The 11,554-nt window shown below is 59.6% G+C and carries 14 protein-coding genes and 1 tRNA gene; 3 read left to right on the forward strand and 12 right to left on the reverse strand.

Annotation, left to right across the window (positions count from 1 at the left end):
• Nucleotides 1–449: 449 nt before the first annotated feature.
• From folE to O6929_10525, 5 genes are all read right to left on the reverse strand, one after another.
• Complete coding sequence (folE, locus tag O6929_10505; GenBank protein ID MCZ6480819.1) at nucleotides 450–998, reverse strand: GTP cyclohydrolase I FolE; 549 nt, start codon at nucleotides 996–998, stop codon at nucleotides 450–452.
• Nucleotides 999–1,304: 306 nt separating this feature from the next.
• A tRNA-Gly gene (locus O6929_10510) sits at nucleotides 1,305–1,379 on the reverse strand.
• A gap of 56 nt (nucleotides 1,380–1,435) precedes the next feature.
• Complete coding sequence (locus O6929_10515; GenBank protein MCZ6480820.1) at nucleotides 1,436–1,834, reverse strand: hypothetical protein; 399 nt, start codon at nucleotides 1,832–1,834, stop codon at nucleotides 1,436–1,438.
• A 103-nt stretch (nucleotides 1,835–1,937) separates the two neighbouring features.
• Nucleotides 1,938–2,087 carry a hypothetical protein gene (locus tag O6929_10520; GenBank protein MCZ6480821.1) on the reverse strand — a complete coding sequence of 50 codons (150 nt, stop codon included), beginning with the start codon at nucleotides 2,085–2,087 and terminating at the stop codon, nucleotides 1,938–1,940.
• 34 nt (nucleotides 2,088–2,121) lie between these two features.
• Entirely contained in the window at nucleotides 2,122–3,594 is a 1,473-nt protein-coding gene (locus O6929_10525) for an HD domain-containing protein (protein MCZ6480822.1), read from the reverse strand.
• A 137-nt stretch (nucleotides 3,595–3,731) separates the two neighbouring features.
• Between O6929_10525 and O6929_10530 the strand changes: the two genes are divergently transcribed.
• A complete protein-coding gene (locus O6929_10530) occupies nucleotides 3,732–3,935 on the forward strand; it encodes a DUF1858 domain-containing protein (protein MCZ6480823.1) in 204 nt (67 codons plus the stop codon).
• A gap of 73 nt (nucleotides 3,936–4,008) precedes the next feature.
• On the forward strand, nucleotides 4,009–4,701 hold the full coding sequence (gene cysE / locus O6929_10535; protein MCZ6480824.1) for a serine O-acetyltransferase: 693 nt from the start codon (nucleotides 4,009–4,011) through the stop codon (nucleotides 4,699–4,701).
• Here cysE and O6929_10540 read toward each other — a convergent pair.
• The 4 genes from O6929_10540 to O6929_10555 form a co-directional block, all read right to left on the reverse strand.
• Nucleotides 4,678–5,745, reverse strand: coding sequence for a polysaccharide deacetylase family protein (locus O6929_10540; protein MCZ6480825.1), 1,068 nt, complete (start codon nucleotides 5,743–5,745; stop codon nucleotides 4,678–4,680). The genes cysE and O6929_10540 overlap by 24 nt on opposite strands.
• Before the next feature lie 234 nt (nucleotides 5,746–5,979).
• On the reverse strand, nucleotides 5,980–7,302 hold the full coding sequence (locus tag O6929_10545; protein MCZ6480826.1) for a DUF1015 domain-containing protein: 1,323 nt from the start codon (nucleotides 7,300–7,302) through the stop codon (nucleotides 5,980–5,982).
• 152 nt (nucleotides 7,303–7,454) lie between these two features.
• Nucleotides 7,455–8,372 (reverse strand): LD-carboxypeptidase, encoded by a 918-nt coding sequence (locus tag O6929_10550; GenBank protein ID MCZ6480827.1) that lies wholly within the window; start codon nucleotides 8,370–8,372, stop codon nucleotides 7,455–7,457.
• Nucleotides 8,373–8,435: 63 nt separating this feature from the next.
• Nucleotides 8,436–9,344, reverse strand: coding sequence for a histone deacetylase (locus O6929_10555; protein ID MCZ6480828.1), 909 nt, complete (start codon nucleotides 9,342–9,344; stop codon nucleotides 8,436–8,438).
• Nucleotides 9,345–9,508: 164 nt separating this feature from the next.
• Between O6929_10555 and O6929_10560 the strand changes: the two genes are divergently transcribed.
• Nucleotides 9,509–9,814 (forward strand): hypothetical protein, encoded by a 306-nt coding sequence (locus tag O6929_10560; protein ID MCZ6480829.1) that lies wholly within the window; start codon nucleotides 9,509–9,511, stop codon nucleotides 9,812–9,814.
• A gap of 224 nt (nucleotides 9,815–10,038) precedes the next feature.
• Here the strand turns inward: O6929_10560 and O6929_10565 are convergent, their stop codons facing one another.
• The 3 genes from O6929_10565 to O6929_10575 all read right to left on the reverse strand — a co-directional run.
• Nucleotides 10,039–10,461 (reverse strand): hypothetical protein, encoded by a 423-nt coding sequence (locus O6929_10565; protein ID MCZ6480830.1) that lies wholly within the window; start codon nucleotides 10,459–10,461, stop codon nucleotides 10,039–10,041.
• Nucleotides 10,458–10,979 (reverse strand): zf-HC2 domain-containing protein, encoded by a 522-nt coding sequence (locus O6929_10570; GenBank protein ID MCZ6480831.1) that lies wholly within the window; start codon nucleotides 10,977–10,979, stop codon nucleotides 10,458–10,460. The genes O6929_10565 and O6929_10570 overlap by 4 nt, the downstream gene beginning before the upstream one ends.
• On the reverse strand, nucleotides 10,972–11,554 hold a 583-nt coding region (locus O6929_10575), incomplete at its 5' end, for a sigma-70 family RNA polymerase sigma factor (GenBank protein ID MCZ6480832.1). The genes O6929_10575 and O6929_10570, both read right to left, overlap by 8 nt.

The following is an 11,554-nucleotide window of genomic DNA, read 5'->3' on the forward strand; positions in this document are numbered from 1 at the left end:
CCCGACTCTGTTGCAGCCGTGCCCGCAGTAACTCGAACTCCCGCGGTACCTGCTCCAGCCGGCGGCGCAGATGGTATACCTCTTCCTCCAGCCCCTTCACCTGCCCCTGGAGTGCCTCCATCTCGGCGTAGTGTTTTTCCCGCTCACGCATGTCCAGTCCTTCCTCAGCTGCCACGGCCCGGCTCGACCCTTCGCCGTTCCGATCCCACCGGCATTATGTGCTCACCACTCCAAAGCTAAGGAGAACCCTCTCCGCTGTTCATTGCTCAGCAACCCGCCGAAACACACCGCCCGAAAACACTAAGTGCAACTCCCATACCATCACGCGCTAATTTCGAGAAGCTTTTGAAGCTTTTGTCATTGCACGACTTTTTGTTTCAACCCTACAAGCTTTGTCCCGCATGTCAAGGGAATTGTGCCCCCTGTCAGCGCGACATCTGCTGCATATATCACACCTTGGCGTCGATGAGCTGAACGAATTCGTTCCGCATCTCCGGTTTTTTCTGGAAAACTCCCAGCATGGCGCTCGTGACCGCCTTGGAGTTCTGCTTCTCCACCCCTCGCATCATCATGCAAAAATGATACGCTTCTATGACCACTCCGACTCCCCGTGGCTGCACAGCCCGCCTGAGGGTCTGGGCAATCTGCTGTGTCAACCGCTCCTGAACCTGAAGGCGCCTGCTATACATCTCGACGAGTCGGACGATCTTGCTGAGGCCCAGGATCTTCGTTCTGGGGACGTACGCGACGTGACACTTTCCAAAAAATGGAAGAAGATGGTGCTCGCACAAGCTGAAGATATCAATATCCTTCACCAGGACCATCTCATCGTACTTTTCGGTGAAGATGGCCCCGTTCAGGATTTCTGACAGATCCTTCCGGTATCCACTGGTGAGATATCTGAGGGCCTTCGCCATGCGCTCCGGGGTCTGCCGAAGCCCCTCCCGATGTGGGTCCTCTCCCAGCTCCTTCAATAGATCCCGAATGAGGTTCTGCATGAATGCGATCCCTCCTGCCTTCCCCGATCCCTTTCCGCTCCAGCAGTGCAAGCGTCTCCGCCCAAGCGGTCAAAAAGAAAAGGGGGAGCTGCTGCTCACCCGGACTTCTCCTCTGCCGAATTTGACCGGGAACCATCACGTGTTATTCTGTCCTAGAACACGTGCCATGTCAACACCCGAAGTCGGCTGCACGACGAAAGGTGGGGATGATGATGAGAGAAAAGATATCCGGATTTCTCAGCAGGACCTGGACAGGCAAAGGAAAGCCGACGGAGGACGGCAAAAGCTGCGGCTGAACGGAGGTGATGGAGCGGGAGACGGGAATCGAACCCGCGACGTCCAGCTTGGGAAGCTGGCATTCTGCCTCTGAATTACTCCCGCCCGGAAGGTTCAGTATAGCAAAGAGTACGCAATCGGTCAACGGCGGAGTGGAGCCGTCAGATATCGGACTCCTCGAAGTTGGTGACTCGCCACCCCTCCTTTACCCGGCCGGTGGCGACGGTCGCCCGCTTTTTCATCACCAAACGATCCACCGAGATAGTGATATCGTAGACAAAAAAAATCTTGTCCTTCCCCATTTTCTGGGTCTGGTGTAGGCTATAGGTAACGTCCCGGTCTGCCCTTTCGCCCCCGCCTTCCACCGATCGAACGAGCCGTTGTTCTTCCTCGATTTTGTGCCGGGCAAGCCCGGACGTCATGGCCTTGGCCTTGGGAAGATCCGGATGGACGTAATACTGTTCTACAAAGCTTTGGGCAATCGACTCAGGGCCCTCGGCAGGAGAACAGGCGACCACGGCAAAAAATATGGTCAGGGAGAGGCTCAGTATCCTGCGCATGTCCTTTGCCTCATGGCCTGGAAGGCAACGGACGGTGAGGCAACTCCAGAGGAATGCAAGGCCTAACAGGAGGAGAATCGAATAAACCCATCGGTGAACGCGATCACCGTCCCGGCAAGGAACACCACGCGATCACGAAGAGGAGAAAAATGAGAAGCAGGAACCCGAGGAACATGTGCCGGGTTCCCACCTTTCGGGCCTCCTCGCCCAACCTCTCCTCCTGCTCCTCCCTGTCCTTGCTTACCCGCATCATGCAGAGCCACCCATACCACCCTTTCCCTTCTAGATCAAGCAGATTGAGTCCGGGCAAACTCCTCGCGGAGCTCGTATAAATGGCACTTCAAATAGTCCAGGACCTCTTCCTTGGTCTTCAGGGAGCCGACGCTCGCCTCTTCCCGAATCCGCTCTAACACAAACCCGAGAAACGGTCCGGGGGTGAGATCGAACTGAGCCATGAGTTCGTCACCGTCCAAGAGCCGCGGGGGGCCAGCCGGGGTTATCTGCTCCCGGTGGAAGGCGAACATGTCCTGGACGAAACGGAGGTGCGCTCGAAAGGGCCTTCCCTCCTCGCCCCAGGTTGCCCGAATATCCGCCAGAGAGAGGAGGAGGAGGTCCGTAGTCAAGTCACCGAGGCCCCGCCAGAAGCGGTAGCGGGCCCGCGGTGTGATGGGCTCGCTCTGTCGAAGGGAAAGAGGGCGAAGGTGCTTTCTGACCAGGGCCACCGTGATCGTGGAGGCCCGGGAACCGAGGCGCAGACGGCGACCAACTTCTTCGACCATGCCCGCCCCTGTCTCGGCGTGGCCCAAGAAACGGATCTGCCCGTCCTCCGTTGAACGGCAATCGGGTTTCCCCAGATCATGCAGGAGGGCCGTGAAGCGGAGAAGGGCTCGCCTGCTGATCCCTCCTTCCACCTCCGCCTGCAAGGGCCCGATCACGAAGGGAGCCTCGTGGGGCAGGTATTTCGGGAGCGCGAGGAGAATCCGGTCGAGCGAGCGAACCGTCTCCAGCGAATGGGCGAAGACATCAAAACGATGCGGCGGGCCTTGGAGACAACCCCGCATCGCCCTGGTCTCGGGGAACAGGGCCTCGAGCAGAGCAAGTTCATCCATGATACCGAGCCAGTGGCCGGCCTCCGAACAGTCCAAGATCTCAAAAAATTCCTCGCGCAACCGCTCGGCTGCTACGCGGGACAAGAGAGAAGCCCGGTGTCGGATTGCCTGGACCGTGGACTCATCCATGGCAAAGTCCAGCTGAGCAGCCAGCCGGATAGCCCGCAGGAGACGCAGCGGGTCCTCGCTCAATAGCTCCGGATCACTCACCCGGATCTGCCGCACTGCCAGGTCTCGCAAGCCGCCCAGCGGATCGATGAGGCGAGGCGGTTCCTCCCCAATAGAGAAGCCGATCGCATTGATCGTGAAGTCTCGGCGCTCTAAATCGTCGATGATACGGCTTCCTTCCAAGGGAGAGATATCGACTTGCACTCGCTCCCCTCCCCACGGAAAGACAACACGGCGGACCCCTCTAGCAAAGCAGATTACTGTACCGGTAAACTTCTCCTGAAGGGCCGTACCCAGGGAAGGGGGATCGGCGGAGACGAGATCGATGTCGAGAGCCCCCGAACGCTCCAGAAGGGCATCTCGGAGGAATCCGCCCACGAGGAAGACAAGCAGATGGCCCCGCTCGTTTGCCACCCGAGATATCTGCCGGAGCAGGGGATGTTGCTGAAGGGTTGCAAGGACGGCCGAGACGCGCTGATTCACCCTGTTACCCTAAGAGAGGGAGGGAGGAATGTCAACGAGTTGTCCTCACGGCGTGAAAATTTCTTGACGGCACACGTGCTCCAGATTTATGCTTACCGTATGTGAGGCCGTGGGAGGGAAAGAAGGAGGGCAGCGGGGTGTGGGTCGATAAGAAGAGTAAGATCGAAGACGTCGTTCAGGCCTTCCCGGAAACAATCCAGGTCTTCACCCGGTACGGGGTAGCCTGCGTAGGCTGCTCGGGGGCTAGCTTCGACAATATCGAGGTCGGCGCGAAAATCCACGGCATCGATGTCGACCAGCTCCTGGCTGACCTGAACGCCACCATCACCTCAAGAAACTGAATCGATCTGACGTCCATCTCGGCCTCCGTCTGGGACCGAGCGGACTCGTGTCCCCTCTGAGAGAGGAATTGCAATGTTCGAGACACTTCGAAGGGATATCCAGGCTGCCCGGGATCGCGATCCTGCAGTTCGAAGCACTCTAGAAATCCTCTTTTGCTATCCCGGGGTTCACGCCCTATGGCTTCAGCGACTCGCCCACTGGTTCTGGATGCGAAGGTTTCTGTTCGTCGGTCGGTTCATCTCCCATGTCAACCGTTTCCTGACGGGTATCGAGATTCACCCGGCTGCCCGCCTCGGTCCGGGCCTCTTTATTGACCACGGAATGGGGGTCGTAATCGGCGAGACGACTGAAGTTGGCGAAAATGTGACCATCTATCAGGGGGTAACGCTGGGAGGCACCAGCCTGGAACGCAAGAAGAGACACCCCACTATCGGCGACAACGTGGTGATCGGTGCTGGGGCCAAGATCCTGGGGCCTTTCACGGTGGGGAATAACAGCAAGATCGGTTCCTCCTCCGTGGTCGTCAACGAGGTTCCACCCAACTCGGTGGTCGTCGGGGTCCCGGGACGGGTGATCTATCGGGACGGAAAGAAGGTGAGCCAGATGGACTTTGACTGGACCGACCTCCCCGACCCCGTGGCTCAAGCGATGCAGTGCCTGCTCAATCGAATGCAAGAACTCGAGAAGGAACTCGAGGAGCTGAAAGGTCACGTGCCGCAGGAGTCCCCGGCTGATCTTCCCTCATCGTTCCGCCGCGAAGGCTGACCCTTTCCCATCCTCACCCAATGCCAAGGCACGGTGTAGTTCTGAAACGGGGACAAGGGCGTATCCCTTCCTCCGGAGACCATCGATGATTACTGGCAGTTCTCGATGAACGCGATCGCGTGTCCGCTGCGTCCCCAGATGGAGGAGGATGATCCCCCCGTTCGCCTCAGCCGCGCTTCCATCGCCGAAAGTGAGGATGCGTTCCCGGACCTGCTCCGCCCGATAGTAGATCGGTGAATCAGGGTCCTCCACCCAGTCGCGGGTATCGAGATCCTCGCCAACTGCGGGGCCCCGCGTCCACCCGACATGAAGATAGCCGATCTCCGCGGCCCACTGCCGGATCTCCCGATTGTGCTCTCCGTATGGAGCCCGCCAGTAAGGGCTCATCGGCCTCCCGGCGACCTGCTCGAACGCACGGGCCGCCTCGCGGAGCTCGTGCTGGACGAACGCCTTCGTGACCCCCGAAAGCGTGTCATGCCGGCGGTTGGTGGCAAAGCTCGTCAGGCGAGGATGGCTGAAGGTATGGTTACCAATCTCGTGCCCATCCTGGATCATGCGGCGAACCAGATCGGGATAGCGGCGGACATACTGCCCCGTAAGAAACATCGTCGCCAGGACCCCGTTGGACTTGAGGGTATCCAGGATCTCTTCGGTAGCATTGGCTTCGGCCCCTCCGTCGAAGGTGAGGGAAATTCTTCGCTCCCACGTCGGGCCTCGGGAGAGATCCGCTCCGGGAGGAAAAGGAGGCAGCTTCGCGATTTCAGCAGGGATCAGCTCAGACGGTATTTCGGGCAGCTGCGGCAGAGGAATGACGACGGGCTTGATTTCAGACGTCGAGATCACCGCCTTTTCAACCGGCAGGGGTGGCGAATACGGGGAGACGCCGAGACGACTGTACCAAAACAGGAAGAAGACCAGAGGTGCCACAAACAGCAGGCCCCATCGGATCACAAGCGCCGGTCGAAAGAGGGAACCCGGCACGGTTGAATCTCGGGCCCGGAGGACTATTCGCTGGGCTTGTAGCTCGCCCTGGCGCCGCCTCACGAGTCGGTGCAAGCGACCCGGGACAGGCTCACCCCGTATGATGCACCTCTGGACCCACCACTCCGACTCGACCGCCCGTTGCATCAGGGGGATAACACTACACCCCGTGTCGCAGAAGTGACGAAGCCCAACGCGAACGGCACACGCGGGGCAAATTCGGCTCCCACAGCGGAAGCACCGGCGGCGTGTCCATCGACCGGGATGACTTGGACAGTGATTCCTCTTCACGGTCCCCTATGAAACCTCCTTCAGTACATTGAGAATCTCGCTGGGATCTACCTTCAAAAACACCAACCCGGAGACAAGCTTAGGATAGAAGTACGTAGATTTGGGCGGGAGTCGGTCTCCGGCGCTCACGATCTCTGTGATCCGATGCACGGGGGTAGGGTTGAGAAAGAAGGCCGCGGCCGCGCGGCCATGCTGGACCTCTGCAACCGCCACCTGCTCATCGGGCGTATACCTGATCATCGCCGCATCTTCAACTCTGAGAAGCTTGTGAAAAACCAGGTGCTCCAGAACCACGACATCGAGCGGTGGCTCGCCCAATTCTCCAAGAACTCCAGGATCCTTCAACGTGAGTAGGTGAAAGGTATCCCCCCCGGTGAACAAGCCGAGGACATGCGCTTGTCGTCCCCGATCACGCATCTCCTCAAGGAACTTCTCAGTACCCTCCCCTCCCCGAATGACCCTCTCCTCGCAGTGGAAATGCGGCTTCAGATTTGCGAGGATTTCCGTTGACTCACGGTGCCGGGTGGCTTCGACAAGCCGATGCGTTGGAAGGATCGTCAACCCCTCGTCCTCTATGCTCACGAGTGTCATCATCACAAAATTGTACGCCTTGTCGGGACCCTCTGGGGAGTCAATCTGCCTCATCTCTTTTTGAAAGGTCAGCGCAGTCTCATACCGGTGGTGACCATCGGCAATAAAGAGGGGTCGGTCGCGGAACGCCGTGACAAGTTCGGCAATGGCCTGCGCGTCCTGAAGGATCCACACACGGTGTTGGACACTTGCCCCATCCCGAAAGTCGCACAACGGACGCGTCCGGGTAGCCTCGAGCAGCCGGCCGCGAATCGGTTCGGAAGGTCCCTGGTAAAAGCAGAATATCTGTTCCAAATTCACCGGCAGCGCCTGCATAAGCCGCAGACGGTCCGCTTTCGGACCGGGGAACGTCCGCTCGTGGGGAAAGACGATCCCTGCCCCGTACGCTTCCAGGCCCACGGCCCCAACAAGGCCAGTCCGCATCCGCCGCTCCCCGCGCTTCCACGGATACTCCTGTTGGTAGACATAAAAGACAGACCGCGACTCCCGTAGGAGTACCCCGGTCCTTTCCCACTCCTGAAAGTAGCGGTGCGCTCGAAGATACCGATTCTCTGCCTCGCCATCACCCGCGCGGTCCTCCCCGAGGATGAGACGGACGACGTTGTGCGGATGTCGTAAGTGAAGCTCATGTCGCAAATCGTCGGGGATCACGTCGTAAGGAGGAGACACGACCGCTGCCAGATCCCCGATCTTCTCCACATCGTAGCGACACCCTTGAAACGGAAAGACGCGAGCCACGCTAGCCTCTCCTCAGGAGCGGTCCATTCGCCTGAGGGCCTCGACCCGGCGGGTGGCTGCGCGGTCGGTTCCGATGACTCCAACCCTCAATCGCTCGGGCATGCTTCCACTCTCCCCATGCAAAATTCCCGCCAGCCTCGAACTCCATCCCTTCAGTACCACAGCCGAAATTTGGCCCTCCCCCTGCTTTGAGCCTGGAGGGTAATCCTCCCCCCCATTGGCAGAATCACATTCTCGGTGCCGTGTCCGCTCGGGAAGGTTGCAAAGCATGGAACGTCGACCTCCTGGGCGAATCGAGAGAGGACATCCGTGACCGAGAAACTGGGCCGCTTCTTGCGGGGCCCGCAGGCCACCATCTGTCCGAAGACAATTCCCTTGACGCCCTCCGTTTTCCCGGCAAGCCTGAGCTGGGTCAGCATCCGGTCGATCCGGTATGGTTCTTCATTCACTTCTTCCAGAAAAAGGACCTTTCCCTTTGTCTCGATGGCAAACGGGGTCCCGAGGGAGAAGGTAACCAGGCTGAGATTTCCTCCGGTGAGCTCTCCACCAATCATGGTTCGTCGGGAGAGAAACCGGCCCGAGATCGTCCCCCCAAAACCCCCACCATCCAAAAGCAGCGTCTGGAAGCTCCGCAGGGTCAGGGGCCGCATCCGTTGGCTGAAACCCGGTTCCACCATCGGCCCATGAAAGGTGATCAGTCCTGCATGTTGGGTGAGTGCCAGATGGAGAGCGGTCGCGTCGCTGGAACCGAGAAAGACCTTGGGATACTGCCGAATCAGATCCAGGTCGAGGTAGGGGAGGAGTCGTCCTGCCCCGTACCCTCCCCGGGCGCAGAAGATTCCTTTCACCTCCTTCCGGAGAAACATCTCCTGCAGCGCCGCTGCCCGGTCCTTATCGGCTCCGGCCAGGAAACCCCATCGGTCGTATAGGTGCGGGGCCTCGAGCACCCGTAAACCCATCCGTTCTAGCGAGCGGAGACCTTGCCTGAGGCGGCCCCGAACCACCGGACTGGAGGGGGCCACCACCGCGACAACATCACCCGACCGGAGAGGCCTTGGCCGCTTCTTCACGATCGCCTCCGGAATTCCACCAACCCACTTCTCATACCGGGAGGCCTCCTTCAAGTCAAGGGATCAGCCCATTCCTGGACGGACGATGTGACGGCCAGTGCGGATGGTGGTCACATGAATGGCGACTGTGTCGGCAGTCCTTCGCGCATAGCCCCCTGCCAAAACCACCGCCACCGGAACCCGCCGGCGTTTTGCCTCCTGAAAGACGATCTGGTCCCGTCGCTCGATACCTTCAAACGTGAGCGCCAGTTCCCCCTCCTGATCATCATGATACGGGTCTGCCCCCGCCACATAAACCAAGAGATGCGGCCGAAAGATCTCGAGGGCCGGGAGAAAGTGTCGAGAAAACTCCTCAAGGTATTGTTCGTCTCCCACCCCCGTCTCCAGCCCGATGTCCAGGTCACTCTGTTGCTTCACTTCGGGATAGAGATCCTCCTGATGAACGGAACAGGTAAAGACCGTGGGGTCCTCTCGAAAGATGAAGGCCGTCCCGTCCCCCTGGTGGACGTCGCAGTCGACCACCATGGCCTTGACAATCCGCCCTTCCTCCTTCAGCTTTCGGATGGCAATAGCACAGTCATTGAAGAGGCAGTATCCCGCGCCGTGATCCGGATAGGCATGGTGACCTCCCCCCCCGATGTGGATGCCCAGCTTCGTCTCCAGGGCGTATCGGGCGGCCCGGATTGTTCCCTCGACTCCGATCCAGGCCGCCTCCACGAGCTCCTTCGAGTACGGCAGATCCAACACTGCTAACTCATCGGTGGTGAGCCTTCCCCGCCGCACCTTGTCGATGTAGGCCGGTGTGTGAACTAACGAGATGTCTTCATCAACGGCTGGGGGGGGCTCCTCGATATCCCGAGGTTTGGCAATGCCGAGCTCGATGAGTTTCTCCTTAATTAACCGGAACTTGACCGTCGGGAGGATATGCTCTCCCAGGTCTACTTCGTACTTTGGGGAATAGAACATTTTCATGGCCGCTCGTCGTCTTCATACTTAAAGCGAACGCCACCGGGATGATAATCTCTTTCAAGGTCGTTTTCCAGAAGGAATCCGCTCTTTCTCGAGTCGGGATAGAGCCCGAAAGTTATTGACGCCTCCCGCAGTCTTCACTACCGTGCGTGCCAAGGGTACAGAGTATGAAAAGGCCCTATAAAGACGGTTGGAGTAAGGGTAGGACTATAGCAGTGCTGGTGCTGGCGGTGACACTCGTTGCGGGAGGGTGTTCCGGCAGTACCGTAAGTAGTGGTCCGGTCCGCACCCAAGGGGTGGTCACTGGGAAACACGAGCTCGCCCCAAAAGGGAACCCCAAGGCGAAACCCCGCTACTTCCTCTGGGTGAAGACCGAAGACGGGCTCACCTATATCGAGGTGACGAAAGAAATGTTTCGCCGAGTAAAGAAAGGCGACCAGGTCTGCGTTTACTGTGATTCCGAGGGTCCGTGATTCGTTTCCCCCATGCGGGGGTCGCACGTGCAGAGATGGAGTCGGGGCAAGGCCTCACGCCGGTTCTGCCGCCTTGAAGGCCAGGTCCTCAACCTCGAGGGCCTACTCCTTGACGCACCGACCCCAAAGCGTGAATAAGGGATGATCTTTATGGAGCTTGCTTCTGCCCATCGCGCCAAGAGTACGCAGGGGACGGAACAGCTGGCAAGAAAAATAGGGAGAGGTTAGTGGGCGGAGATGGCGATGATGAGGACCCCGTTCTGATGGGGCGGGCCACCAAGGAGAATCGGGGGGCCTCCACGCAGGAGGCCCACCCGGGTGTTCACCCCGGTTGTCGTGATCTTGAGCTCCGCGCGTCTCTGGTCGGCCTTCATCAGGGCGACAGTCAAGGCCCGGCCTCCGGCAATGGCGGTCTTCCAAGGACGCTCGGGGCTCACCTGCCCCCTTTGGGTCTCGAGCAACCGGTAACTCGTGTACGCGAAGTCCCGCTGGAGCTCGCGGACCAGCGATTGGATGGTCGGGTCGATGCGCCCCGCGGGCTCACGGGAGGCAAGGATCACCTGGACCTCGACTGGAACAGCTTGGGCATAGACCGGGGAGAGAGGCAAAAACAGGAATACAAAAACCGTCAGGAGGGCTCGCTTCATGTCCGTCCCTGAGGGACCACCCATATCACTTTTAGGCCTCGTTCAGATGTGGTAAGGACCATTGCCCGAAACCCGGGCTCAACCTCCACGGCCTCCACCACCACGTCACCCTGTCCGGGCTCAACCGAGAGAAGCTGTCCAGGTGGTTTTGCAACGGGGAGTTCCCAAAGCAGGTACGTGACCGAGAGGATCAGGAAAGCCATGACAGCGGCACCGGCCAAGGAGAGGCGGGGCCGCTCCCAACCCGCCTCCCAGATTCGACGGACCCACGTCGTGAGAAGCCCGGGAGGACGACCAGCCTCGATCCGAGCGCGAACCGCAGGCCACAGAGGGGTCGCGACCGCAGGGTCCTGAAGCCCCTGACGGAGAAGCCCTTGCAGGTTTTGAAGATTCGCGAGCTCTAGGCGACATTCGTCGCACCCGGTCAGATGCGCCTCGAGCTGGCGAACCTGAGAGGCCTTGAGCTCACCGTCGACATACGTGCTCAGCGAGCGTTGATGTCGGCAATGGCTAGTCATGCAGTCTTCCCTCTTGCCGGTAGACGGACAAACTCTGCTGAAGTCGGCGTCGGGCGTGGAAGAGCCGGGACATGACGGTTCCCACCGGCCGGCGGATCACCCGGGCGATATCTGCATAGCTCAGTCCCTCCAGTTCCCGGAGGAGGATCACCGTCCTGAGGTCCGTGGGAAGGGCCGTGACGGCCTCTTCAATGTTCTGTCTCAGCTCCTGTCGGTCCAAATTCTCTGCCGGGTTGTGCCCGGTATCCACCAGCTGGGACACAGTCTTATCCTCAGGCACTTCCGGTTTTCGCCGCCGGAGAACATCCGTGGCCAGGTTTACCAGGATCCGGTACAGCCAGGTCCGAAACTGAGCCGTGCCACGAAACTCGCCGAGACGAAAGTACGCGCGGGTAAAGGCTTCCTGGGCCACGTCTTGCGCATCCTCTCTGCGCCCCAGCAGGCGATACGCAATCGCATAGGCCCTGGCCTGGTGTCGCTTGACCAGCTCTTCGAAGGCGGCCACATCCCCCGCGCGGGAGCGCTCCACCAGCTGGTGGTCCTCCATGAGGCCGACTCCCAATTCTTGGACGGGA

The organism is Candidatus Methylomirabilota bacterium (assembly GCA_027293415.1).
Classification (GTDB): domain Bacteria; phylum Methylomirabilota; class Methylomirabilia; order Methylomirabilales; family CSP1-5; genus CSP1-5.